The organism is Flavobacterium niveum, assembly GCF_055231775.1.
Window position 1 is genome coordinate 439,750 of the sequence record NZ_JBUYSX010000004.1, and the last position, 24,908, is coordinate 464,657.

Consider the following 24,908-nt stretch of genomic DNA (forward strand, 5'->3'; position numbering starts at 1 on the left):
ATAATAATGCCCCGGGCAACGCCCGTGGTCAATAAAAAATAGACAATAAAAAATATAAAATAAAGAGTTATGGAAAATAGCACCGCCCTACGCACCTGGTTAGATGATTTTAAACTAACACACCCGCTGGTTATTGCGGGTCCGTGCAGCGCCGAGACTGAGGAACAGGTTTTAAAAATAGCCCATGAGCTTAAAGATAGTGATGTAAGCGTATACCGTGCCGGTATCTGGAAACCGCGTACCCGCCCGGGTGGATTTGAAGGCGTAGGCGCCATCGGCCTGAAGTGGCTGCAAAAAGCGAAAGCCGAAACCGGACTGCTTATGGCTACCGAGGTGGCGAATGCTACCCACGTGAAACTGGCTCTGGAGCATGATATTGATGTGCTGTGGATAGGCGCACGTACTACCGTAAACCCTTTTGCAGTACAGGAAATAGCCGATGCGCTTGCCGGGACTGATAAAATCGTTTTGGTTAAAAACCCGGTAAACCCGGACCTTGCCCTGTGGCTTGGTGGGGTTGAACGTTTGTACAATGCAGGGATTAAAAAACTTGGTGTTATTCACCGTGGGTTTTCTACGTACGAAAAAACAAAATACCGTAACATACCGGAGTGGCAGTTGGCTATTGAGCTACAGAATAAGTTTCCTGACCTGCCGCTTATTTGCGACCCAAGCCACATTACCGGCCGCCGCGATATGATTCAGGAGGTAAGCCAGCAGGCACTTGACCTGAACTACGACGGGCTTATCATAGAAACGCACACAGACCCGGACAACGCATGGAGCGATGCTGCCCAACAGGTAACCCCTACTAAGCTGAAGCAGATTTTTGAAGACCTGCGTGTGCGTAAGGAAACCGAAGCCAATGCCGACTACGACAGCAAAATGGCGGCACTGCGTATTAATATAGACGAGTACGACAACAAAATCATCGACCTGCTGGGTAAGCGTATGAAGGTATCGGAGCAGATAGGTGGGCTGAAGAAGGAGTTTAACGTAGCCGTACTTCAAAACAAGCGCTGGAGCGAGATTTTGGAAAAAATGACTGCGCAGGGTAAAGAGAAAGGCCTGAATGAAGACTTTATTGTAGATATTTTCAAGGCGATACACCAGGAAAGTATCAGCCACCAGGAAAAGGTTATCAATAAATAGTATAATAATTGAAAGCAAAACGAGGTCGTCTCAAAAGTAGTAATTACTACCGGGTGTTCCATTTCGACGATAGGAGAAATCTCTTTAAATTAGAATTTTGAGATTTCTCCACTCCGCTTCGCTGCGGTCGAAATGGAACCTTTGATACGCCCTCGTTTTTCAATAACCCTTATTGAACAGAAACATTTATTTTACTACTGCTATCCGTGCTTTTACGGGGATGTTGCTGGTGTTTAGCCCCGGTGTCTGGTCGTGGAAATCAAACTGGAGGTTAACACCCGGCCTGAAAATAAGGCAGTGCGTAGACCCACCAAAATGGAAGGTACCTATCGGGTCGCCTTTTTTTACATACTGGCCCGGTTCTACAGTAATTTCGCAGCTGGAAACCTCTGCCATGCCTATGGCTACAAAGCACATAAGACCTATGGCCGGGTTGCTGCTCTCTATAAATATAAGCGCACGTGCAGCTATTTCGGCTATGTACCCCTGTGAGTCGTTTGGTCCTGCCGGATCGTAACCCTCTACGGGCGCTTCAGAGTAATAGGTGCCGGGTACGTTTTGTATTTCTACGATAGTGCCGTCTACAGGGCTGTTCCATCTGTGGTAGGTTTTGGCACAAAGAAACGCCTGGTAAACGGTGCTGTTATCGCCAAATTTATTTGCCAGGTAGTGGTTTGCCATAATATCCTGTAGTGAATAGGGCTGCCCTTTCATCCAGAACTTATCCTTCATTTTGGCATTGGTCACACAATTATACGGCGCCGATTCGCAGGCATTTACTATCACATTCCAGTCCTTATCTTCAGTAGCTACTTCCCTTATGCCCGGTTTAAACTCGCGGGTAAAAAAGTTGTCCCAGCTGGTATAGCCCAGGTTAGGTTTGGTAATATCGCACTTGTAGTTATAGATAAAATTAGCCAATGCATCCTGTGGGTCATTGCCCTGCCCACGCAGCGGATCCATAGCAGCAATGGCTTCCAGCGCTTCGGGTGAAAACCAACCTATCGGGTTGTCATAATCCGGGTTGCAGGGATAAACGGGGCCGTCTACCAGCACGTATTTTGAAGCTTCAGATTGCAGGAATTTTTTCCATTCGTTCAGTATGTTGCGCAGTTTTTGGTTTACTATGGGGTTAGTGAACGTCATATAGCCTGCGGTGGTGCCCATGGCCCAGTCCAGTATGGCATTTATGGGGAAGCCTACCAAGCCTATCTGGTCTTCAATCACGCTGTAGGCAGGTGCTTCGGTAAGCACCAGGTCCATGATTTGAAGCATGGTTTCAAAATTCTTCACCTGCTCATTATATCCTTGCGGAATCTGGTCGTACATACCGGCGAAACCCATGTATAAAATGGGGTCGGCATAAATGGCATCACGCAGTGCGGCAACTGTGGGGCTTAGTGCTGCGTTTTTGTCCTTTGCCTGCCGGGCTTTTTTTGCAATCCAGTTGTTTAGGAAATCCCTGTCTGAGGGCAACCATTTGCCCACCCTGTAGCGCGTGTGTTTCATAGTGTCAGTTAGTCATTAATGGTTAAAAATCGTTTATTTTCTGTTCTGGGAATACGCTTTTAGTGGATGGTTTGGTGTTGTTTCTTACAAAGCTACCAAACGTAAAAGGTTTATGTGAGCGTAGAATTACCTGTTTTGATGTGGCGGGAGTATACGTAAAACTGCCTTGGAATAAATAATTAAGTAAAATATAGCCTTACCCGTTTCAGGATAACTTTCATGTAGGTACGGTATTTTTTAGGGGCGTATTGCTATCTTTGTGGCATGACAGGACTGGTGTATAAATCTACGGGAAGCTGGTATTCGGTAAAAACCGAAGACGGCGCTGTGTACGAATGCCGCATTAAGGGCAAGTTCCGCATTAAGGGCATTAAGAGTACCAATCCCGTGTCGGTAGGCGACGTGGTGGATTTTGAACTTGACGAAACCGCAGATACCGTTACCGGGCTTATCCACAACATCCATGAGCGTAAGAACTACATCATCCGTAAGTCGGTAAACCTGAGCAAGCAGGTGCATATCATTGCAGCAAACATCGATAAGCTCTTTCTTATCGTTACCATAAACAACCCGCCTACCACCAGCAGCTTCATCGACCGTTTTTTGGTTACTGCCGAAGCATACGGGGTAGAGGCCATTTTGCTGTTCAACAAAATAGATACTTTTGACGATGCCATGCTCGATGAGCAGTTGTACCTTCAGTTTATATACAGCCGCATTGGTTACAAATGCCTGCGGGTATCGGCCATGAGCGGGAAAGGCATAGACGAACTGAAGGCCGAAATGAAAGACAGCGTAAGCATGTTCAGCGGGCATTCGGGTGTGGGTAAAAGCACACTGGTTAATGCATTGCAACCGGGGCTTGAGCTGAAGACCAAGGCCATAAGCGAACAGCACAGCCAGGGCCAGCATACCACTACCTTTGCCGAGATGTTCGACCTTGATTTTGGTGCAAAAATTATCGATACGCCGGGCATACGCGGTTTCGGTATCGTAGATATGGAGAAGGACGAGCTGGGCGATTATTTCCCGGAATTCTTTGCGCTGAAAGACCAGTGTAAGTTTAACAACTGCCTGCATAAGGAGGAGCCACACTGTGCCGTAAAAGAAGCGCTTGAAAACGACGAAATAGCCTGGAGCCGTTACCAGAACTACCTGAAAATGCTGGAAGGCGACGACGAGCATTACCGCCAGGATATTTATGCCGACGGTAAAAATAACGACAATACAGAAGAATAATGCGCGCCGTAATACAACGTGTAACCCGCGCCTCGGTAACCATAGAGGGCGAAAAGACAGCCGATATACAAACCGGGCTTTTGGTTTTGGTGGGTATTGAAGATGCCGACACGCAGGAAGATATCGACTGGCTGGCGGCCAAGATTGTAAAGCTGCGTATTTTTGGCGATGCCGACGGTGTAATGAACCTTTCGGTGCAGGAAGCCGGTGGCGATGTCATTGTGGTGAGCCAGTTTACCTTGCATGCCCTTACCAAAAAGGGCAACCGTCCCAGCTACATTAAAGCAGCAAGGCCAGAAGTGGCCATACCATTATATGAAGCTTTTATTAAGCAGATGGAAACGGAACTGGGCAAGCCGGTACAAACCGGACGTTTTGGTGCTGATATGAAAGTTGAATTGCTGAATGACGGCCCCGTGACGATACTGATTGATACCAAAAACAGGGAATAAAAATTCAGTTCTGAAAAAGCGTAAAAAGAAACAGGAAATATTAAACTGAAAAAGTCATAAATTTAAGCAGGGGTGCAAAAGCCCTGCTTTTTTGTTTATACCAAGTTATATGAGACAATTACTATTCCTCGGATTTTTTGTTTTACTATCAATATGTGATGTTTTTGGGCAGGTGAAACTTGCAGATTCCCGTATTGCGATTATTCGCGATACGACATCCGTCAAATGGTTATATGGTCAGAAATTTAATAGCTGGGAACCAAATAAAACGGACTTGGACAAAGTTGATGAGATTCTTAAGAAAGCAGTTGCTGAAGGCAAGTTTTATTTTATTAAAGACGGTAATTTTGAAAAAATAAGTAAGTATTACAAACAATATGTATGCTATATAAATGAAGAAGGTGAAAGAATAATTTATATAAATGCCTTATGTAAAACCTTTGAATTTAAAGATGATACCGGCAAAACCATATTAGATGCGTGGAAAACAATCCTGATTCAGGTTGCAGACGGAGGGTCTTGCTACTGGCATGTAGAAGTGAATGTGACTTTAGGTACATACACACATTTAGTTGTGAATGGATATGGTTGATTTGGTAGACGCATTTAGTAATACTTCAATCGAATAAAAGTTTAAGCAGGTTCGCCTAACTTTGTAACTTTACAACTTTTCAATAGTACAACAGCAATGGATATAAAAAACGCGCAACTCGACGTTGACAACTGGATAAAAGAACACGGCGTACGCTATTTTAACGAGCTAACCAATATGGCCCAACTTACCGAAGAGGTAGGGGAGGTAGCCCGCATTATAGCCCGCCGCTATGGCGAGCAAAGCGAAAAGGAAAGCGACAAAAACAAAGACCTGGGTGAGGAGCTTGCAGATGTGGTGTTTGTAGTGCTGTGCCTGGCCAACCAAACCGGTGTAGACCTTCAGGCGGCGTTTGACAAGAAAATGGATCTTAAAACCAAACGCGACCACGACCGCCACCACAATAACGAGAAACTGAAGTAATGGAAACTTGTTCAAAGATAAAAGTAGCCAACGTGGTTACCGCAGCCCTTATCAACTTTGGTATAGGGTGCCTTATAGAAGCGGTAACGTCGGGTGATAAGGGCTTCAGGTGGTGGTTCATTTTACTGTGGACCGTATTAATAACCGCCGCACAGGTGTTTTTCATGAAAAGGAAAAAGAAGCAGGAAAACAGCCCTTCAAAAAAGTAAATGACATGGATATAAAAATAAGTTGCCCCGGGCCGGTACAATCATCTTCGGTAAAAGTAACAGGCAGTAAAAGCGAAACCAACAGGCTGTTGCTGTTACAGGCACTATACCCGGGCATCAGCATACAAAACATATCAGAGAGCGACGACAGCATAGCCATGCAGGGCGCACTGGCCAGTACAGCCGATGTGGTAGACATACACCATGCGGGCACGGCCATGCGTTTCCTTACAGCGTATTTTGCGCAAAGCGAAGGCCGCAGCGTACTGCTTACCGGCAGCCAGCGCATGCAGGAACGCCCCATAGGTGTACTGGTAGATGCACTGCGCAGCCTGGGCGCCGATATAGAATATGCAGGCAATGAGGGGTATCCGCCGTTAAAAATAAACGGTAAAAAGCTGGCCGGTGGCAAGGCAGCCATAAAAGCCGATGTAAGTAGCCAATACATTACAGCATTGCTGCTTATAGCGGGCAAGCTCGAAAACGGGTTGGAACTTACCCTTGAAGGTGAACTTACATCCATACCCTATATAAAAATGACCCTTGGCCTGCTGGACGAAGTGGGTATAGAAAATACGTTTGATGGTAATACCATTACGGTACAACCAACAACCAACAACCAACAACCGGCAACCATTGTTGTAGAAAGCGACTGGAGTTCGGCATCGTATTTTTACAGCATTGTGGCGTTAAGTGAAATAGGTACAAGCATTACGCTATCGTCATATAAAGAAAACAGTTTGCAGGGCGATAGTGCTTTGGCTGAAATTTACAGGGAATTTGGAGTTGAGACTAAATTTTCGAGGAATGAAATTACACTGAGTAAGCAAAACTTTAAACCTGGAACTTTAAACTTTGAACTAAACAACACACCCGACATTGCACAGACCATAGCAGTGACCTGTTTTGCATTAGGTATCGGTTGCCACTTAACAGGGTTGCATACCCTTAAAATAAAAGAAACCGACAGGCTCGAAGCCCTTAAAACCGAGCTGGGTAAATTCGGTGCTGAGGTAACGGTTACCAATGACAGTTTGAGCCTCACCCCCGGCCCCTCTCCAAAGGAGAGGGGGGAGAGCTTCACTCAAAATCCAACAGACAGAGAAGGTTTGAGTGAAGCCGGCACCCCTCCTTTGGAGGGGATGGGGGAGGCCGTTGCCATCGCCACCTATAACGACCACCGCATGGCTATGGCGTTTGCACCGCTGGCACTGAAAGTACCTTTTGTGGTGAAGGATGCCGGGGTAGTGAGCAAGTCGTTCCCTACGTTTTGGGAAGATATGAAGAAGCTGGGGTTTGAGGTTAAAGCTTTCAGCCATTAGCTTTCAGCTTTTAGCCTATTGTGACGGGTTGCTAGCTGAACGCTATAACTAACTGCTAAAAACATGCTTTACAAAAGAAAACGGAATTACATTTATTACAGGTTTGCTGTAGCTATTGCATTTCCTTTAATTTTTATAGCTTTTATTGCTAAAGAATGGATTTTTACCCCCTTTTTAGTAATGGTATTATTCTTTGTTTCGGCTCAGGAATTTTATCTTAAAAAACTAAGGGCTATTTATTTTAAGGAAGACGGTATTACTTTTTACTACTGGGAAAGTTTTAAAAAGAAAGCCATGTTTTATAAAGCAGAGTCCTTGTCTTATTACAACGATCCGTATGCTACAGGGCTGAAATCCGGAACCGAACGTATGCTGTCTTTATATTACAGGGGCGAGCGGATTTTTATGCCTATAGGCAGGACTTTTGACGGTTGGGGTAATGATGAAATTACGCAAATTGTCAAGGATTTGGAGCAGGCCGGTATCAGGAAAGAAAAATATCTTCAGTTTTAAGCTGACTGCTGATTGCTGAAAGCTGTCCGCTAAAAGCTAACCGCTAAAAATAAATCCCAAAACACTTGACAACGCCTGTTTCACGATAGTATATTTGCAGGCAATTTAAAATAGAGAAATGAAATTATCTAACTTCAATTTCAACCTGCCGAAAGAACTTTTGGCAGAATTTCCGGTAGAAAACAGGGACGAATCAAGGCTTATGGTGGTAGACCGCAAAACGGGTACCATAGAGCACCGCCTGTTTAAAGATATTATTGATTATTTTGACGAAGGCGATGTTATGGTGCTGAACAACACCAAGGTATTCCCTGCACGCCTTTACGGTAATAAAGAAAAAACCGGCGCCCGTATTGAAGTTTTCCTGCTTAGGGAACTTAACAGCGAGCAGCGCCTTTGGGACGTGCTGGTAGACCCGGCCCGTAAAATACGTATAGGTAACAAACTGTACTTTGGCGATGACGACAGCCTTGTGGCAGAAGTTATAGACAACACCACCAGCCGTGGGCGTACACTACGTTTCCTTTACGATGGTAGCTATGAGGAGTTCCGTAACAAGCTTACCGAGCTTGGTGAAACACCGATACCTAAGTACATTAACCGTGAGGTGGTACCTGAGGATGCTGAGCGTTACCAAACCATTTACGCTAAGGAAGAAGGTGCTGTAGCGGCGCCTACTGCCGGCCTTCACTTCTCTAAGCACCTGCTTAAGAGGCTGGAGATAAAGGGGCTTGATTTTGCCGAGATTACCCTGCACGTAGGCCTTGGTACTTTTAACCCGGTAGAGGTGGAAGACCTTAGTAAGCACAAAATGGACTCTGAAGAGCTTATCATTACACAGGAAGCCTGCGATATTGTAAACAAAGCCAAAGTAAGCAAGCATAAAGTATGTGCCATAGGTACTACTACCATGCGTGCTATGGAAAGCTCTGTTTCATCGTCTAAAACGCTTAACCCGTATGTGGGCTGGACGAATAAGTTCATCTTCCCTCCGTATGACTTTAGCGTGGCCGATTGTATGGTTACCAACTTCCACACGCCTAAGAGTACCCTGCTGATGATGATTTCGGCATTCATGGGTCACGACCTTATGAAAAAAGCGTACGAAGAAGCGGTAAAAGAAGGTTACCGTTTTTATACGTATGGCGATGCTATGCTGATACTGTAATACCGTTTATCGACGAATAGCAAAAAGGCTGTTTCCTACATGGGGGAACAGCCTTTTTTCTTTGGTTTTACTGGTGTTTTGTGATATTTCATGTGCTGTTAAACGGTAATTAAATATTCATTTTGTAAGTATAATTCGGGTTAATTTACCGTTCGTCGACATTTACCGTCGTTTTGTCGGCACACAATACCTGCTTAGCCGAATATTTCCCCAAAAGGCGCATTGGCGGGGTACTTTCGCAGTGTAAATAGTCCACTAAAAATTACCTTATATAATGAAACTTCTACCTAACAAAACAAACGGAAATTTATTCGCATTCCTTTTTGTTGTTACAATGCTTTTTGGTTTTAATGCAAATGCACAGTGTACAGCAGTAGGCGATCCGTCGGTGTTCGGAAGCAACACCTGGAACGTATACGGCTACAGCGGCGCTAACATTAACCTTAGCGGCGTTACCTACAAAGGCTACTACACACAGAGCGGCCTTACTTTCGACTCTACTACAGCATGGGGCAGCGATTACTCTCCATCATCTGCATCTAACTGGCAGGGCTGTACTATAAGCAATGACAATTTTACTTTTGTATATAAGCGTAAAGGTTTCCCATGCGGAAGGTATACCCTTGCCATGACCCGTTGGGATGACGACGCAGTAGTATATGTTAACGGCACCCAGGTATGGAGCAAAACCGGCTGGAGCGGTGGCGTTACTAATGACGTAGTAGGTACTTACGACCTTGACGAAAACTCTAAAGTAGAGGTAAGGGTACGTGAGGCAGGCGGTGGCGCTAATGGTGCGCTTAAATTTACCCCTACAGCTGCGCCTACATCTATAACAGGTGTTACTAACCTTAGCTGTGGCGTAACTTCTACCACGCTTACCGCAGCAGGCGGCTACGCAGCCGGAAACACCGTGTACCAGTGGGGTACAGGTACTGTTGTAGGCCAGGGTATCATTTCAGGTGCTACTGCTTCTACACTTACTGTAAGCCCTACAGCTACTACTACATACTGGGTAAGGCTTAACAACATGAATAACTGTACTACTTACAGCGATGCAGTAAGCACTACAGTACAGGTAACCCCTTCGCCTGGTGACCCAACTACTTACGGCAGCTACAAATGGAATGCTTATGCTTACACAGGCAGCAATATTACACTTTCGGGTGCGGCTTATATGGGTTACTATACACAAAACACTTTAGGTTTTGATACTACTACAGGTACTAACAACTGGTCTAAAACACTTTCGCCATCAGCGGCAGCAGGTTATTCAGGCTGTACAGTGACTAATGATAATTTCCTACTGGTATACAAGCGCCAGGGGTTTGACTGCGGTTCATACAAACTTACCATTACACGTTGGGATGACGATGCTGAGCTTTACATAGACGGTTCTAAAGTATGGCAAAAAACAGGCTGGAGCGGCGCTAATGAGGTAAATGAAGTGGTAGGTACCTATACACTTGGGCCAACATCTACTATAGAATTCAGGCTTAAAGAAGCTAACGGCGACAGCTGGGCTACCCTGGTAATGACACAGCTTACTACCCCAAGTGTAGCACCATCATCTATAACAGGCCCTGCATCTACACAGTGTGGCGGCAGCGCTACCCTTACAACACAGGGCGGTACCCTTGGCGGTGGCGCAGTATACGAGTGGGGTACTGGTAACAGTGCAGGCTCTAACATTATAGCAAATGCTACTACAGCTTCAATATCTGTAGCACCACAGGCTACAACAGTTTACTGGGTACGTATAAAAAATACACTTTGCAACAGCTATACATCAGCGGCTTATTATACGCTAAATGCTGTAAACACTGTAGCAGGTACACTATCTACAGCTAACGCTACAGTATGTAAAAACAGCGTTCCGGGTGCCATAACACTAAGCGGCTACAGCGGAAGCATCATAAAATGGCAATCGGCTACCGATGCTGCCTTTACACAAAACGTAACAAACATAGCCAGCACTAACGCTGTGCTTACACCGGCCGAAATAGGTATGCTTACTGCTACTAAATACTTTAGGGCTGTAGTACAAAACGGCAGCTGCAACCAGCTTAACACACCTGCACTTGCACTAAACGTACCTGCTGCTGTAGTATGGAACGGTAGCTGGAGCAGCACACCAACAGCAGAATCTGCAATTGAAGTACAAGCAGACCTTACCCTTGAAACAGATCTTAACGTATGTTCTTGCCAGGTAAAAAACACAGCGGTATTTACGGTAAACACTGATGTAAACCTTACTGTAAAAGGTAAAGTAACAGTAGATGCCACTGCACAAATGGTACTGCAAAACAAAGCTGCCCTTATACAAACTGATGATGTGGCTAACGAAGGTAACATAGTAGTACACCGTAACAGCTCTAAGCTAAAAAGGCTGGATTACACCTTATGGTCTTCGCCGGTAGACAACCAGCAGCTGCTTGCTTTCTCACCAAATACGGTAACCACCCGTTTTTATGAGTACAACACTTCAAACGGTTACTACCAGCCGGTATCTTGCCAAAACAACTTTGAACTGGCTAAAGGTTACCTAATCCGTACACCAAACAACCACTCTGCTACAACAGCTACCGTGTTTGAAGGTACATTTACAGGTACACCGCACAACGGTACCATTACAAAAGCGCTGGCTTATGATGATACCTGGAAAAACTATAACGCCATAGGTAACCCTTACCCATCGCCAATAAGTGTAAGTGCATTTATAGATGCTAACGCAAACAACATAGAAGGTACACTTTGGTTCTGGAGGAAAACGAACGACGCTACACAAAGCACCTACACTATACTTACCAAGTTTGCTTATGTGGCAAACTCTGCCCCGGGTGGTGAAAATGATTTTGCAGTAAACCCTAACGGTTACCTTAACACAGGACAGGGCTTTATAGTAAAAGCTAAAAACGGCGGAAACGTAGTGTTTACTAACAGCATGAGGCACGGTAACAGCGGTAACCAGTTCTTTAAGTCGGCAGCACAAACTGTACAGTCTTCTAAGTACTACCTTAACATAACCGATACTAACGGTGCGTTTACCCAGGCTGCAATAGGCTACACTGCCGAAGCGACACTTGACTATGACAACGGACTTGACGGAAAATCGTTTGTAGATAACAACATCAACATCTACTCGGTACAAGGCGAAAACAACCTGGCTATACAGGCACGCCCTGAGTTTGAAAACCTTGACATAGTACCTATGGGTATTAAGGCAAACACTGCAGGTGCATTCACCATATCGCTTGCCGATGCCGATGGTATCTTCGCCGGAAACGAACAGCCAATATATGTTTGGGATACTGTAGAAGGCCTTGTATTCAACCTTAAAAACGGTGCTTACACTTTTACAACAGAAGAAGGTGTTTTCAACGAGCGTTTCAAAATGGTATACAGCGCACAGGCACTGGGTACAGATACGCCTCAGCTTACACAAAACAGCGTAATCATATACGGTACAGACGGCCAGCTTAAAGTAGTATCTGACGAGCCTATAAAATCAGTAGCTGCTTATGACATACTTGGAAGGGAACTGCTTAACAAAGCTAACGTAAACAGCACTACTTTCAACGGAAGCGTAACAGCAAGCCAGCAGGTAGTTATCGTTAAGGTAATGCTTGAAAACGGCAAAACTTCTGAGAAGAAAGTGATACTTAAATAATACACACTACTTATTATAGAAACGGAGACCCCTGTACCGGAAACGGACAGGGGTTTCTTAGTTTTTTGTATTTGGCAAGCGGAGACAGGGTTTTATAGCAGCATCATAATTTATTTCTCTATTTTTGCACCGTACACAAACACAACAAAATGGACTTTCAAAATACACGCGACTACGCAAAACAACTCGACGCACAGGATAAGCTGGCCAAATACAGGGATGAGTTTATCTTTCCGCACGTTAACGGCAAACAGGTTATTTACTTTACCGGGAACTCACTGGGGCTGCAGCCAAAACGCACCAAGGCTTACGTAGATGAAATTATGGAAGACTGGGCAAATCTTGCCGTAGAAGGCCATTTCTATGCCAATAAGCCGTGGTGGGATTACCAGGAACGTTTTGCACAACCATTGAGCAAAATTGTAGGCGCACTGCCAAGCGAGGTTACCGTAATGAACACCCTTACCGTAAACCTGCACCTGCTTATGGTGTCGTTTTACAGGCCTACGGCAAAGCGTTTTAAAATCCTTTGTGAGGAAAAAGCGTTCCCGAGCGACCAGTACATGATACAAAGCCAGGTGAAATTCCATGGGTACGACCCTGCCGATGCCATAGTGGAAATAAAGCGCAGGCCGGGAGAGCACAACATCCGCCTTGAGGATGTACTGGCTAAAATAGCCGAAGTGGGCGATGAGCTTGCCCTGCTGCTTATAGGTGGTGTTAACTACTACACCGGTCAGGTGTTTGATATGAAAACCATAACCAAGGCTGCCCAGGATGCCGGTGCATATGTAGGTTGGGATTTGGCACACGCTGCGGGTAACATACACCTGGAGCTGCACAACTGGAACGTAGACTTTGCTGCATGGTGCAGCTATAAATATATGAACTCAGGCCCGGGTAATGCATCGGGTATATTTGTACACGAAATGCACCATAACGATACCGACCTGCCGCGCTTTGCCGGATGGTGGGGTCACAACAAGCAGCGCCGTTTCCTTATGGAGCCGCAGTTTGACCCGGTTCGTGGTGCCGAGGGTTGGCAAATAAGTAACCTCCCGGTGATATCACTGGCACCGTACCTTGCATCGGTAGAAATGTTTGATGAGGTGGGCATGCCTGCACTTATAGATAAACGCGACCGCATAACGGCTTACCTTGAGTTTATACTGCACGAAATAGACCGCGAGGTTAACGGCCATTTCGAAATTATAACCCCGGCAGAACCTAAAGAACGTGCCTGCCAGCTTTCGGTATTCCTGCACGGCGAAGGCCGCCAGCTGTTTGACTACCTTATGAAAGCAGGTGTTATTGTAGACTGGCGCGAACCGAATGTTATACGCCTGGCACCCGTACCATTGTACTGCTCGTTTGAAGATATGTACGAGTTTGGGCAGGTGCTTAAAGCCGGTATTTTATCGCATAAGAAGTAACATGGAAATCCCCGAAAAATATTTTTCGGGGATTTTGTTTTTTATAGCCGTATTATATCATTTAGTTTCTACCGAATAATCTATCCCAAAAACCTTTTTTTTCCTCCTTTTTGGTGATATTGATATCAAGGTGTACATTACCATTTGTATTGACTGTTATAGGCTCAGGTATGTTAATCTCAGAGATATCGCCGGTTAGCTTGCGTATACTGATATTAAGGGGCAGTGATTCTTTTGTAAGATTAGAAACTGAATCTAATGGGTAAAACCTGTTATAGCCGTCCATTCCCACAGGGAAATTTGTCCTCTCAACCCAAAATGGCTCCAATAGCTCTTTTATGGGCTCCATGTCTATTTTTGTATCGAAACTTAGCCTGGCTTTTTTTATAAAATCTTCATCAATATTTGATGTTACCTGGTTAAAATACTGAACAGCCTTAGCCGGTATGTGCAGTAAAAATATCTGGGTTTTTCCTTTCAGTTCATATATATCAAGTATCTTAAAGTAGCCATCTACATTAATACAGCAATGACCATAACGTGTGTTGTCCGGATTCACTTCATAGAGCTTTGCAGCTTTAGATGATGCAATTAAAAAACGGGTATTAAATACCATGCCGCCGCCAAAAGAACTCATATCAAGGAAATAGCCGTTTCTCAGTATACTTCCTGTTTTAAATTGAGTTAGTACAGTATCGTCCATGTCACAATCTTTGTAGTATAAGGTTGCGCCCGGATATGTCCAGTTCATAATTTCTTCTGTATTCTCAAACAGCTTATTATCAGTCATGATGTATTGGTTATAAAGGTTGTATTTGTACTTCATCAAAAATAGGAAAATATGGCTAAATTAATTTACCTGCCAAAAATGAAATAGCCCTGTTTTTCCTTACATTACCATGCCAAAACAAACACCGTATGCGAGACACCACCGCGCTTGTTTTTCTTATCATTGTGTGCCTTATGTTTATAGGGCTTGCACTGTTTTTGTTTGCATACCTGTTGCGCGATACTTTAGAAACCCTGTGGGTACGTATGTTTGGCAGGCCGGTGTATGTGCATTTTTATTTAGTGAAAAAAGGTTTGCCTGCTGATTTGGAGCAAATGTTGCAGGAAGAGTTTTCTTTTTACCGCAACCTGCCCGAAAAACAGAAGAAATATTTCCGCCACAGGGTACACGGCTTTATGGATAAGTACGAATTCCACGGGCGCGATGGGATAGCAGTAACCCCCGAAATGAAAGCTAAGGTAGCCGCCACCTGGGTGATGCTTACTTTTGGCATGCGGTATTATTTGCCGAATGTATTCCAACACATCATTATCTTTCCTGATGTATATGAAAGTACTGCTACAGGGCTACGCCATAAGGGCGAGTTTAACCATCCGGCTGCTGCCATAGTGTTCAGCTGGAAACATTTTGAGGAAGGCATTAAATACGGTACAGACAACCTGAACCTGGGCCTGCACGAGTTTTCGCATGCGCTCCATGTATGTGCTACTGCTACTGATGAAGGCGGTGCTTCGGGAGAGCTGTACGCTACAAAGTTTGATGAGGTTATTACCTACATCAGCCAGCCCCATATACTGCACAACCTGGCGCAACTGGGCTACCTGCGTAATTATGCCTTTACAAACCAGCACGAATTTATGGCTGTAACGCTTGAAAGTTTCTTTGAAACCCCGCAGGAATTTCGCGAAAAATTACCCGAATTGTATACCATTATTTCCAGGATGATAAACTATAAACCCGTGTAGCATGATAGTAGTAGTAATCGTTGTTTTACTTGTAGCCGGTGTTATTTTTTACCTCATTGGCAGTATTGCTGATTCGGCTTATATGATGGTGTTTAAAAAACCTGCCTTTGTACATTATTACCGTACACAGCTCGATATTACTGCTGAAGAACGCGATGTGCTTGAAAAGCATTTTTCATTTTACCAAAGGCTTGATGAAAAGCACAAAGCCTATTTCAGGCACAGGGTAAAGTCGTTTACAGATAAGTATACCGTAGCCGGGCGTGGGGTAGAAGTTACTACGGAAGTAAGGATAAAAGTTGCCGCCACATGGGTGATGCTTACCTTCGGGATGCGCAGTTACCTTACCGATTATTTTGAGGCGGTAATACTTTACCCGGATACTTTTGAGACCGCAACCGGCGACTGGCGGAACAGTGAATTTAACCCAAGGGCGGGGGCTGTGGTGTTTTCCTGGGCCGAGTTTGATGCCGGGTTGGAGTATGATAACGACAATATAAACATAGGTCTGTACCAGTTTGCCCGGGTGCTGCATTTATGGTATAGGGTAGAAGATGAGTCTGATGCTACGGCTTCCCTTTATTCTACCCTGTACGACAAACTTCAGGTGTATCTTGATAATCCCCGCCACCGTGCCAGGATTACGGAATCGGGTTATTTTGACTATGAGGGCTTTAGCAGTAACGAAGTATTTATGGCTATTGCACTGGAACATTTTTTTGAAACCCCCGAAAAATTTAAAAAATCACTGCCGGGGCTGTACAGGCATATTGCCCGAATGGTAAACTACAAGCCGGTATAAGGCAGTATACTAAATTAACACCCTATGCGTTAATTAATTGTAACCCATATTCGGGTAAAATGTTTATCTTTAGAAATTAATATCTTGTACAGTGCTTGCAATTGCTACTTCACAAATTATCGGCCTTGTCTTTGTAGCCCTTATGGTGGGGCTGCTGGTGTTTTATTTGTCTGCAAAGTTTGCAGAATCGGCCTATTTACTGGCATACCGCAAGCCTGCCGTGGTACACTTTTACCCCATAAAAAGGAAACTTCCGCCTTACGCACAGATAGTGCTTGAAAATGAATTTAGGTTTTACAGCGAACTTTCTGATGAGCACAAACAGTACTTTCAGCACCGTGTTTCCACATTCATGAAGAAATACAAGTTCATAGGCCGCGACGGGCTGGATGTTACCGATGAAATGAGATTGAAAATAGCCGCTACCTGGGTGATACTTACCTTTGGGCTGCGCCATTATATTACCGACCTGTTTAATGTGATTATACTCTATCCTGATGTGTACCGTTCGCGTATGGCGGGCAATTACCATTTTGCCGAGTTTAACCAGCCGGCAGGGGCAGTGGTGTTCAGCTGGCCGCATTTTGAGGCAGGGCTTGATTTTACGGCCAATAGTGTAAACCTGGGCCTGCACGAGTTTGCACACGTAATACATACAGGTTCGCTTAATAAGAATTTTGGGGCAGGCGGTGATATGTATGCCGATATGTACCGAAAAATTGTGGAGTATATACTGGTAGAAGAAAACCTTATTGAAATAGTGAATGCCAACTATTTCAGGCATTATGCCTATAAAAACGAACAGGAGTTTATGGCCGTAACGCTGGAATATTTCTTTGAAACCCCTGACGAATTCAGCCGTAAACTTCCTGTGCTGTATGGTATGGTAGCCACTATGGTAAACTACCGCAAAGCAGCCTAACGTTTAGTTCAGCAGTTCCTTAATCTTTTCTATCTGCCTGTTGTGCCGTATAGTATGGTACAGTATAAAGTGTGCTATTTCCAGTTTGGTGCTGCCTTTTAGAGGTGTTTCGTCGCCTATGGGAGCCAGCTCATTAAGGTTGGCAGTGTCAATAACGGGCAGTATTTCACCTTTCACTTCTTCCAGCGCGTTGATAAGCTTGTCCTTATCATACTCCTTCTCTTCAGGCACAAGGAAATCAGGCGACTCCATTTTGTGCTCGTAGTTGGTAAGTATCTCCTTGTAGTTTTCAATACGTTCCCCCGGGTCCCTGCCTGCCTCACCTGCCGGTTGCAACATCATGGCATCGGTACCTTTTTGCGATTTGTATAAATGCCTGGCTACCTGCGCGGCTGTCCAGCTGCCTGCAAACGGCGCTTTGTTTATGGCATCTTCACTCATGCTGCTCAGCAGGTTTATGGTTTGGCTCAGTGCGCCGTCCAGTTGTTGGGTTAAATTTTCCATGGTAGTATCTTTTTTGGTTTAAAAAAACAGCCCCCTCTTTTTTACAAAAGGAGGCTTTCCACTCTGAATGATGATTGAATTGCTGGTTACTAATTATTTGTTTTATGTATTCTTTAATAACTTGATTTATTTGTATATACCGTCGTCTTCGACAAGCCAGACTGTATATCCAAATAAATTTTCATTGAAATTAAAAGGAGGTAAAAGTCATGCTGAGCGTGTCGAAGCAGGCTTTTATCTCCTTTAATAAATGATGTTAGTCCCTTGGCGGCTGGTGGCCTGTGCTGTGGTTTACCATCCACTGGATGCCAAACTTATCCGTAAGCATCCCGAAATAATCGCCCCAAAACATGTCGCCCAACGGCATGGCTATGCTTCCGCCTTCGCTAAGTCCTGCAAAAACACGGTCAGCTTCTTCACGGCTTTCCACATGTATGCTCAGCGATGTGTTGCTTCCGGTAACGGCTTGTGCCATGTGGCTTGGTACGTCGCTGCCCATAAGCACGTTGTTGCCTATCGGCAGGGCCACGTGCATTATCAGGTTGCTTTCGTCTTTAGATGGCTCGCCTTCTACGCAGCCGTCCATAGGCACATCGGCTGGGACATCCTTAAAGCGCATCAGCATGGCAAATTCTCCGCCCAGCACGCTTTTGTAAAAGTTAAAAGCTTCTTCGGTGTTGCCGTTAAAGTTCAAATACGGGTTAAGTGCTTTCATAACTGTTTGTTCTTTTTTGTTTGATATTAATTGTTTGTTATATGTAGCAATGCAGTGTGTAGCCTGTCGAAGTTTTCCTCGTTTTTTTCCAGACAAAAGCTCCGCAGGTTCCCGGCGGCTTCGGGTGTTTCAAAAACCATTTTAAAGGTAACGAGCGTACTTCCCGGTTCAGTTTCGGTAAACGAAGCATCAATCTGGAATACCGGCGGTGTAATATGGTTCCAAACCAGTCGTTTGCCCGGTTCAATCAAAACGAACTCACTCAGGTTTTTATAGTCCTTCCCGTCAGGGCCGTGCATGGTAAAATCCCATTTGCCTCCCACACGCAGGTCGTATTCATGGAAGGTGTTGGTAAAGCCTTCAGGCCCCCACCATTGGGCAAGCCATTGTGGTTCTGTCCATGCCTTGTACACCGGATCAATCCCAAATGGAAAGCTACGGCTGCTAAGTATAATGCATTCCGCAGGTTGTGGCAAAAGGGTAGCTTCCATATTATTGTTCTTCAATTTTAGCTTTCATATTGTCAAGGTTCTGCTGTATATCCTTACCCAGCATACCATCCATCATAAAATTCATGATGTTCCACGGGAACGGGCTTTCGCCGGTACAGCCCCATACCAGTTTTGTTTTATTCGGATCAATGCTTTCGGTTAAGGTATAGCCCTGCATGGTGCTTTCAAACGGCTTTTTAAAACGTACTTCCACATCCATACGCTTGTTTACGTCTACGGCTTTTATTTCCTGTTCGCCTTCGCCCACTTTATCATTGCCTTTCCAGCCGTTGATGAAGCCCACTTCGCCGTCGGTACCGCTAAAAGTCTGTTTTTTATTCAGGTCGCCCATGTTCCAAACGCTGTATTCGTCGCCGTTTTTCAGGTGGCGGGCGTAGTCAAACACTTCGGCTACGGGTTTGTTCACCACCACTTCACGCTCCACTTTGTATTCTTTTGGCAGTATCAGCGCTATAACCAGCAGCAATACAATGATTACAAGTATAGCAATCCCGATTTTCTTTAAAATTTTCATGATGTTATGTTTTTGTTTTGTGTGTTTTAGTGTGCTGTTGGGTTATAGGCTATCAGTTTCTTTTTTCTTAAAGATAAACGCATCTACAGAGTATTTCCCGCTTCCGTTTATAAAGATGATTACCGAAAGTATCAGGTACGTAAATGCCGGTATCTTATCGGCAAACGGGTCTTTGCCATGGGCTATAAAAAAGGCCACCACCATAGTGATAAAGCTCGGTATAACCGAAAAACGGGTAAGCAGGCCAATGGCTATAAGCAGCCCGCATACAAATTCGCCAAAGATTACCAGGTTAAACGACAGCTTTGGGCCAATGCCGATGATGTCGCCAAACTGTGGCAGTATCACATCATAATTTTCAATTTTACCCCAGCCGTAATAGGCGAACATACCACCGAAGAACAGGCGCAGCAGCAGTACGCCGAGGTCGGTATCGAGAGGGGGCAGGCTTAATAGTTTTTTCATAAGAAGCAGTTTTAAGTTGTTATTATTATGAAAGTACTAATTTTTTGGCTCAGATACAAAAGTATCTATACCATTTGTAACCCTTGCTGTGCTAAAAAGTCAATCGCAGGGGGTATTCAGGACAAAAAACGTGTACCTTTGAAATCAACTGATTAACGTACCCCTTATGAAAGTAGGCATATTGTTGCTAAAAGACTACCGGCTGCTGAGTGTAGCAGCACTAATGGATGTATTTGAAACTGCAAACAGCTTTTACCGTGAAGCAGGTGAAAGCGAGCCTTTCTCCATTACATTACTACGCCTGCCCGGGCATGAGGGAAACGATTATGAAGGTTATACGATAAAAGATGTTTCCCATGACGACACTTATGGGCTGCTTATGGTGCCCGCCTTTAAAAACGATGCCCTGCCCGATGGCCTGAGGGCAAATGCGCAGTGGTTCCCGTGGTTGGTGGCACAGCATGCCAAAGGTGCTGCCGTAGCCAGCTTTTGTACTGGGGCGTTTGTACTTGCCGCAGCCGGATTGCTGGACAACAGGCCGGCTACCACACATGTTAATGCGGGCGGTAATTTTGCACGACTGTTCCCACAGGTACAGCTAAGGCCGGATGCCGTGGTAACCGAACAGGATAAGGTATTTACAAGTGGTGGCGCTACCAATACCTTCCACTTGCTGATGCTGTTGCTGGAAATTTATTGCAGTAAGGAAGTAGCGGTAAGGGCAGCAAAAATGTTCAGCATCGACCTGGACCGTAACCGACAAACGTATTTTGGGTCGTTTACGCCTTATGAAGGCCATGGCGATGACCTGGTAAAAAAAGCGCAGGAGGAGATAAAGAAAAATTTCAGCCGTGCCAATACGGTAGAGGAAATTATAACCGCAGTACCGGCGAGCCGACGCAACCTGGTGCGCCGTTTTAAGCTGGTAACGGGTATAACACCTATAGAATACCTGCAAAAAACCCGTATAGAAGCCGCCAAGCAAATGCTGGAACAGTCACGCTACAGCATAACCGAAGTGATGCTGGAAAGCGGCTACAACGACCTGAAAACGTTCCGTACGTTGTTTAAGCGCACTGTGGGCATGACTCCGACCATGTATCGCGAGAAGTTTAGCGGGCAGGTGGTGTAACTGTTCATGGTTTGTTGTTCATGGTTTGTTGTTCATGGTTTATAGTTCCACTCCGGTCGGTTTGGTGTTGGGAAGGTTGCTCAGATATATCACGTCAGGAGTATCTGGTGCATAATAAATAAACTGAGCTTCTAAACGGCTTAGCAGCTAAGAAGCTCAGCGTCTCAGTAGCTTTATTTAGAAATATAACCAATCAGGTCAATAATCCTCGACGAGTAGCCAATCTCGTTATCGTACCAGCCTACTACCTTTACCATTTTACCAATTACCGATGTAAGTTGCGCATCAAACAGGCACGAATTGCGATTGCCCAGCACATCTACCGATACTATCGGGTCTTCGGTGTAGGCCAGTATGTCTTTCAGGTTGTATTGCGCTGCGGTTTTAAACGCGTTGTTTATCTCGTCTATGCTTACTTCTTTACGTACATAGCAGGTAATGTCGGTAAGTGAACCGTCCGGCACCGGCACACGGATACCGCCACCGCCTATTTTGCCCATAAATTCCGGGAATATTTTGGTCAGTGCCTTAGCGGCACCGGTAGTGGTAGGTACTATGCTTTGTGCAGCGCCACGGGCACGGCGCAGGTCTTTATGCGGCTGGTCGTGCAGGCTCTGGTCTGTAGTATACGAGTGTACGGTGGTAATGTACGCCTGTTCTATACCGCACAGCTCGTTAATCACCATCATCATTGGGGCGGCATTGTTTGTGGTACAGCTGGCGTTAGATAGTACTTTTTCGGTACCGTCCAGTATATCGTGGTTTACGCCCAGTACTACCGTTTTTATGCGGTCGTCTTCAGGTGGTGCAGACAGGATAACCTTTTTAGCGCCCGAAGCCAGGTGTTTTTCGGCATCTTCCAGGGTCTTGAACTTACCGGTAGCCTCTACCACAATATCCACGTCAAACGAAGCCCAGTTAATATCAACTGCATCTTTATGGCGTGTAAAAGGATAGGAAACACCGTTGATGATAATAGAATATTCGGTATGCGAAACCTCATAAGGCAGGGTGCCGTGTATGCTGTCGTATTTAACAAGATGCGCCATGGTACGGGCATCGGCTATGTCGTTTATAGCTACCACCTCTATGGCAGGGTGGTTTAGCAGCAGCCTGAAAAGGTTACGGCCTATGCGTCCGAAACCGTTAATGGCTATTTTTGTTTTCATGGTTACCTGATGTAAATTTTAGGAAATTGTAAAGATAGTTCGATGCCCAACGACGCAAGCAATGCCGGATATCCTGAAGCATTACCCCATAACCCGTATTTGCTGAATTCCCGGCAATATTTAACCACGACTACATGCGGTATTTCGCTAAGAAGCGTGATCAATTGGTTTGACAACTGGGCATTTTCTTCGGTATGTTCATCGTAGCGTATGTAGATGCAAATGCGCCCGTCTTTTATTTTACTGCTTAATGCACGTACAGTTTCAACTATATGCTGTATTGTTGCCGCATCTTTTATGCTTTCGGCAGGGATGTTGTAAAGTAAATCTACCGCTTCACGCTGGAATATATCCATAAACCTTTTGTACCTGCGTGTCATTTTCTCCTGTGCTTCTTTATTACCCGCAAGTTCAGGCTCGTGGATAAATTCGGCATAAGGATAGCGAGACGCTACTACATCGCCTGCCCTGTTTTTACCAAGGCCTTGTATAAAATGCGTAAAACCGGTTTCTATATTGTCCAACACATATTCTATAGCATTTTCCGGCTGGGTATTCAGCCAGTCAAACGGGTAGCTTTGTTGCCTTATGTGCAGCTTTTGCAGGCAGTATGCAGGGTGGCAGTCACAGCCAACAGATATAACCGGCCTTGAGGACCTGTAATTTTTTTCGATGTGCAGGAAATGTTTAAACCGCGTTTTCGGGATGTAAATTAATGGGATTCTCATCGGCCTGAAAATTCGTGTTTTAATAACGAAAACATAAGCGAATCTTCCATTTTGTCGCCTACAAGGTAATGCTCGCGCAGGACGCCCTCCTGTACAAAACCGAATTTTAAAAGCGTTTTAATACTTGCAGTATTGTAAGTAGCGGTCATGGCTTCTATGCGGTGCAGGTTCATATCGCTAAATCCAAAAGCTAATATCGCATTGAGTGCTTCAGTCATTATGCCTAGGCGTTTATAGTCGTCGCTGTACAGGTCATAAAAAATTTCAGCCCTGTTGTGCTGGATGTACCAGGTATGAAAACCACAACGGCCAATTACAGTACCCGATTTCTTTTCGGTAATGGTATGGTACAGATATGATTTGTTGAACGTAACCAACCCTCCATTGTACTTTGCTTTTTCCTTTGCCAAAGCCTCAGCATCAAGCCCCAGGAAGAACATGAGTTGGGCATCGGTAAAATTGGTGTAGATATAATTATGCACCTCCGGATTTATTTCCCGGAGGATAAGCCTTTCGGTATGTAGTTCGGGGAAATCCAGCTCGTACTTTTTTAGGTGTTAACGGGCAACTTAATATTCAGGTCAGAACGGTGTTTAAATTCTTTGGTCAGGTACCATGCCAGCATATCGCCAAAAGTAAGGTCTTTAATTTTTCTGTCCCAATAACCTGCCGGAGGCAATAGGTTAATCCTGCCAAATGAAACGGCCTTTATGATATAAAGAGGAGACAAAAGGAGGTACAGAAACATACTGCCCATGCCAAAGATTTCACTTTCAGAACGAAAATGTTCGTCATATTTGAAACCGCTATCGTTCAGGTTATATTTGTCCAGGAACTTTATTAGCATATAATAGTTATCATCACCATATAAGCTCAAATCGCCTTCAATAGTTGTAGACAAAGAGGTAACAGCATCTCCGGTTTCTTGTTCCAAAAAACTTTTTACGTCACAGTACGCCTCACGTAATGTAGAAAAACTAACAACTAAATCCTGCTTTTCCATAACCTGAAACTTTAAACCTGAAACAAATTATAAAATATGCTTCTGTGCTTTGTATGACGAACGTACCAGTGCACCGCTTTCTACATGGCGGAAGCCCATTTCAAGGCCTATTTCTTCATATTTCTTAAACTGGTCCGGGGTAATGAACTCCTTAACCGGAAGGTGTTTCTTACTCGGTTGCAGGTACTGGCCTATAGTGATTACGTCAAGGTTTACGCTGCGAAGGTCTTCCATGGTTTGCAGTACTTCGGCTTCGGTTTCACCCAGCCCCAGCATAATACCTGATTTAGTACGGTTAATGCCGGTATCTTTCAGGTAGCGCAGTACTTCAAGGCTACGCTCGTATTTTGCCTGTATACGCACTTCGCGGGTAAGGCGCTTTACGGTTTCCATGTTGTGCGATACCACTTCGGGTGCTACTTCCACAATACGGTCTATGTTGCGGGTTATGCCCTGGAAGTCCGGTATAAGGGTTTCCATGGTCGTACCCGGACTCATGCGGCGTACTGCTTTCACGGTTTCAGCCCAAATGATAGAGCCGCCGTCCTTAAGGTCGTCTCGGTCTACGCTGGTAATAACTGCGTGCTTTATGTTCATCAGCTTTATAGAACGCGCCACTTTTTCGGGTTCGTCCCATTCCACCGTTTCAGGCCTTCCGGTTTTTACACCGCAAAACCCGCACGATCGTGTACAGATGTTGCCCAGTATCATAAACGTAGCGGTGCCTTCGCCCCAGCATTCGCCCATGTTAGGGCAACTGCCCGATGTGCATATGGTATGCAGCTTGTACTTGTCTACAAGACCACGCAGTTCGGTATATTTTTCGCCTGTAGGTAGTTTTACCCTCAGCCATTTTGGTTTTTGTGTAAGGAGCCCGTTTTGTGCAACAGGCCTGGTAGTGTCTAAAACTGTTTCCATGTAATCAAACTCTCGAAATCAGGATACAAAGATACGGTATTTATATATACGCACACCCCATGGTTTTTGCAAATAAGATGCTGTAAA

The 24,908-nt window shown here is 44.9% G+C and carries 27 protein-coding genes; 15 read left to right on the forward strand and 12 right to left on the reverse strand.

Annotated features, from left to right (window positions below; genetic code table 11):
• Positions 1-69 precede the first annotated feature (69 nt).
• The gene (locus ACZIX4_RS12725) at positions 70-1,152 is read left to right on the forward strand and encodes a chorismate mutase (RefSeq protein WP_463336019.1); all 1,083 of its coding nucleotides are present in this window, start codon (positions 70-72) and stop codon (positions 1,150-1,152) included.
• Positions 1,153-1,338: 186 nt separating this feature from the next.
• On the opposite strand, the gene ACZIX4_RS12730 is transcribed toward ACZIX4_RS12725, so the two are convergent.
• Positions 1,339-2,661, reverse strand: a complete 1,323-nt coding sequence (locus ACZIX4_RS12730) for a phophatidylserine decarboxylase associated domain-containing protein (RefSeq protein WP_463336020.1) — start codon at positions 2,659-2,661, stop codon at positions 1,339-1,341.
• A gap of 264 nt (positions 2,662-2,925) precedes the next feature.
• On the opposite strand from ACZIX4_RS12730, the gene rsgA reads away from it, so the two are divergent.
• The 10 genes from rsgA (at position 2,926) to kynU (ending at position 13,682) form a co-directional block, all read left to right on the forward strand.
• Entirely contained in the window at positions 2,926-3,900 is a 975-nt protein-coding gene (gene rsgA, locus ACZIX4_RS12735) for a ribosome small subunit-dependent GTPase A (protein WP_463336021.1), read from the forward strand.
• Positions 3,900-4,352 carry a D-aminoacyl-tRNA deacylase gene (dtd, locus tag ACZIX4_RS12740; protein WP_463336022.1) on the forward strand — a complete coding sequence of 151 codons (453 nt, stop codon included), beginning with the start codon at positions 3,900-3,902 and terminating at the stop codon, positions 4,350-4,352. The genes rsgA and dtd overlap by 1 nt, the downstream gene beginning before the upstream one ends.
• Before the next feature lie 109 nt (positions 4,353-4,461).
• Positions 4,462-4,944 carry a hypothetical protein gene (locus tag ACZIX4_RS12745; RefSeq protein WP_463336023.1) on the forward strand — a complete coding sequence of 161 codons (483 nt, stop codon included), beginning with the start codon at positions 4,462-4,464 and terminating at the stop codon, positions 4,942-4,944.
• 96 nt (positions 4,945-5,040) lie between these two features.
• Positions 5,041-5,367: a nucleotide pyrophosphohydrolase gene (locus tag ACZIX4_RS12750; protein ID WP_322622906.1), complete on the forward strand. Its 327-nt coding sequence runs from the start codon at positions 5,041-5,043 to the stop codon at positions 5,365-5,367.
• Entirely contained in the window at positions 5,367-5,576 is a 210-nt protein-coding gene (locus ACZIX4_RS12755; protein ID WP_463336024.1) for a hypothetical protein, read from the forward strand. The genes ACZIX4_RS12750 and ACZIX4_RS12755 overlap by 1 nt, the downstream gene beginning before the upstream one ends.
• A 5-nt stretch (positions 5,577-5,581) precedes the next feature.
• Positions 5,582-6,898, forward strand: a complete 1,317-nt coding sequence (locus tag ACZIX4_RS12760; RefSeq protein WP_463336025.1) for a 3-phosphoshikimate 1-carboxyvinyltransferase — start codon at positions 5,582-5,584, stop codon at positions 6,896-6,898.
• A gap of 180 nt (positions 6,899-7,078) precedes the next feature.
• A complete protein-coding gene (locus tag ACZIX4_RS12765; RefSeq protein WP_463336026.1) occupies positions 7,079-7,411 on the forward strand; it encodes a hypothetical protein in 333 nt (110 codons plus the stop codon).
• Positions 7,412-7,529: 118 nt separating this feature from the next.
• A complete protein-coding gene (gene queA / locus ACZIX4_RS12770; protein WP_463336027.1) occupies positions 7,530-8,579 on the forward strand; it encodes a tRNA preQ1(34) S-adenosylmethionine ribosyltransferase-isomerase QueA in 1,050 nt (349 codons plus the stop codon).
• Between the two features lie 274 nt (positions 8,580-8,853).
• The gene (locus ACZIX4_RS12775; protein WP_463336028.1) at positions 8,854-12,249 is read left to right on the forward strand and encodes a T9SS sorting signal type C domain-containing protein; all 3,396 of its coding nucleotides are present in this window, start codon (positions 8,854-8,856) and stop codon (positions 12,247-12,249) included.
• 149 nt (positions 12,250-12,398) lie between these two features.
• Complete coding sequence (kynU, locus tag ACZIX4_RS12780; RefSeq protein ID WP_463336029.1) at positions 12,399-13,682, forward strand: kynureninase; 1,284 nt, start codon at positions 12,399-12,401, stop codon at positions 13,680-13,682.
• A gap of 61 nt (positions 13,683-13,743) precedes the next feature.
• Here kynU and ACZIX4_RS12785 read toward each other — a convergent pair whose 3' ends face one another.
• Positions 13,744-14,472, reverse strand: coding sequence for a hypothetical protein (locus ACZIX4_RS12785; protein ID WP_463336030.1), 729 nt, complete (start codon positions 14,470-14,472; stop codon positions 13,744-13,746).
• 128 nt (positions 14,473-14,600) lie between these two features.
• Here ACZIX4_RS12785 and ACZIX4_RS12790 point away from each other — a divergent pair, with 128 nt between their 5' ends.
• The 3 genes from ACZIX4_RS12790 to ACZIX4_RS12800 all read left to right on the forward strand — a co-directional run bounded on the left by ACZIX4_RS12790 (position 14,601) and on the right by ACZIX4_RS12800 (position 17,161).
• Complete coding sequence (locus tag ACZIX4_RS12790; RefSeq protein WP_463336031.1) at positions 14,601-15,437, forward strand: zinc-dependent peptidase; 837 nt, start codon at positions 14,601-14,603, stop codon at positions 15,435-15,437.
• Between the two features lies 1 nt (position 15,438).
• A complete protein-coding gene (locus ACZIX4_RS12795; RefSeq protein ID WP_463336032.1) occupies positions 15,439-16,239 on the forward strand; it encodes a zinc-dependent peptidase in 801 nt (266 codons plus the stop codon).
• Between the two features lie 91 nt (positions 16,240-16,330).
• Entirely contained in the window at positions 16,331-17,161 is an 831-nt protein-coding gene (locus tag ACZIX4_RS12800; RefSeq protein ID WP_463336033.1) for a zinc-dependent peptidase, read from the forward strand.
• 3 nt (positions 17,162-17,164) lie between these two features.
• On the opposite strand, the gene ACZIX4_RS12805 is transcribed toward ACZIX4_RS12800, so the two are convergent.
• The 5 genes from ACZIX4_RS12805 to ACZIX4_RS12825 form a co-directional block, all read right to left on the reverse strand.
• Positions 17,165-17,665, reverse strand: coding sequence for a DinB family protein (locus tag ACZIX4_RS12805; protein ID WP_463336034.1), 501 nt, complete (start codon positions 17,663-17,665; stop codon positions 17,165-17,167).
• 256 nt (positions 17,666-17,921) lie between these two features.
• On the reverse strand, positions 17,922-18,380 hold the full coding sequence (locus ACZIX4_RS12810) for a VOC family protein (RefSeq protein WP_463336035.1): 459 nt from the start codon (positions 18,378-18,380) through the stop codon (positions 17,922-17,924).
• Positions 18,381-18,406: 26 nt separating this feature from the next.
• A complete protein-coding gene (locus ACZIX4_RS12815; protein ID WP_463336036.1) occupies positions 18,407-18,871 on the reverse strand; it encodes an SRPBCC domain-containing protein in 465 nt (154 codons plus the stop codon).
• Between the two features lies 1 nt (position 18,872).
• Positions 18,873-19,406, reverse strand: coding sequence for an SRPBCC family protein (locus ACZIX4_RS12820; protein WP_463336037.1), 534 nt, complete (start codon positions 19,404-19,406; stop codon positions 18,873-18,875).
• A gap of 42 nt (positions 19,407-19,448) precedes the next feature.
• Positions 19,449-19,871: a DoxX family protein gene (locus ACZIX4_RS12825; protein ID WP_463336038.1), complete on the reverse strand. Its 423-nt coding sequence runs from the start codon at positions 19,869-19,871 to the stop codon at positions 19,449-19,451.
• 166 nt (positions 19,872-20,037) lie between these two features.
• Here ACZIX4_RS12825 and ACZIX4_RS12830 point away from each other — a divergent pair, with 166 nt between their 5' ends.
• A complete protein-coding gene (locus ACZIX4_RS12830; RefSeq protein WP_463336039.1) occupies positions 20,038-21,003 on the forward strand; it encodes a GlxA family transcriptional regulator in 966 nt (321 codons plus the stop codon).
• A gap of 173 nt (positions 21,004-21,176) precedes the next feature.
• Here the strand turns inward: ACZIX4_RS12830 and gap are convergent, their stop codons facing one another.
• From gap to lipA, 5 genes are read right to left on the reverse strand one after another with little or no spacing between them, the layout of a single operon-like run.
• The gene (gene gap / locus ACZIX4_RS12835) at positions 21,177-22,172 is read right to left on the reverse strand and encodes a type I glyceraldehyde-3-phosphate dehydrogenase (protein ID WP_463336040.1); all 996 of its coding nucleotides are present in this window, start codon (positions 22,170-22,172) and stop codon (positions 21,177-21,179) included.
• A 2-nt stretch (positions 22,173-22,174) separates the two neighbouring features.
• A complete protein-coding gene (locus ACZIX4_RS12840; RefSeq protein WP_463336041.1) occupies positions 22,175-22,900 on the reverse strand; it encodes a DUF1796 family putative cysteine peptidase in 726 nt (241 codons plus the stop codon).
• Positions 22,897-23,439 (reverse strand): GNAT family N-acetyltransferase, encoded by a 543-nt coding sequence (locus ACZIX4_RS12845; protein WP_463336083.1) that lies wholly within the window; start codon positions 23,437-23,439, stop codon positions 22,897-22,899. The genes ACZIX4_RS12840 and ACZIX4_RS12845 overlap by 4 nt, the downstream gene beginning before the upstream one ends.
• Before the next feature lie 11 nt (positions 23,440-23,450).
• Positions 23,451-23,903 carry a hypothetical protein gene (locus tag ACZIX4_RS12850; RefSeq protein ID WP_463336042.1) on the reverse strand — a complete coding sequence of 151 codons (453 nt, stop codon included), beginning with the start codon at positions 23,901-23,903 and terminating at the stop codon, positions 23,451-23,453.
• A gap of 27 nt (positions 23,904-23,930) precedes the next feature.
• Positions 23,931-24,821: a lipoyl synthase gene (gene lipA, locus ACZIX4_RS12855; protein WP_463336043.1), complete on the reverse strand. Its 891-nt coding sequence runs from the start codon at positions 24,819-24,821 to the stop codon at positions 23,931-23,933.
• Positions 24,822-24,908: the final 87 nt, after the last annotated feature.